1 protein-coding gene is annotated in these 335 nt (G+C 46.6%); it reads right to left on the reverse strand.

Annotated elements, in window-relative coordinates; all coding sequences use genetic code 11:
* Positions 1-234 (reverse strand): YxeA family protein (locus tag J0695_RS46520; RefSeq protein ID WP_206970102.1); only part of this gene is annotated, 234 nt, incomplete at its 3' end.
* Between the last annotated feature and the right edge of the window lie 101 nt (positions 235-335).

Consider the following 335-nt stretch of genomic DNA (forward strand, 5'->3'; position numbering starts at 1 on the left):
AATCTGCTGTTTGTGTCCGCTCGCGTCATAGCCGGTTAATGTGTAGTTGTACTTTCCGTTATCCGGCTTTTCTGCATGATCCTCAGCTTTGAGATAATAAGCCTCAGGCTTTCCCTGGCCTTGTATATAATCATCGGCCAGCGGCACAAGGCCTCCTGTCGCTTTCTGCAGGATAAAAACGCCGGCAACGGCGATCAGAACCGCGGCAATCAGGCCGCCCGCCCGTGTCTTCATATACCGTCTCCTCTTTCATTCAGTTTTGTGGATGGTATTATTTTATAAAAAAGCGCAGAGAGAAGATATTGATTCCTATTACAATACACTTACATGATTGT

This window comes from Streptomyces beijiangensis (assembly GCF_017315755.1).
Classification (GTDB): Bacteria; Actinomycetota; Actinomycetes; order Streptomycetales; family Streptomycetaceae; genus Streptomyces; species Streptomyces beijiangensis.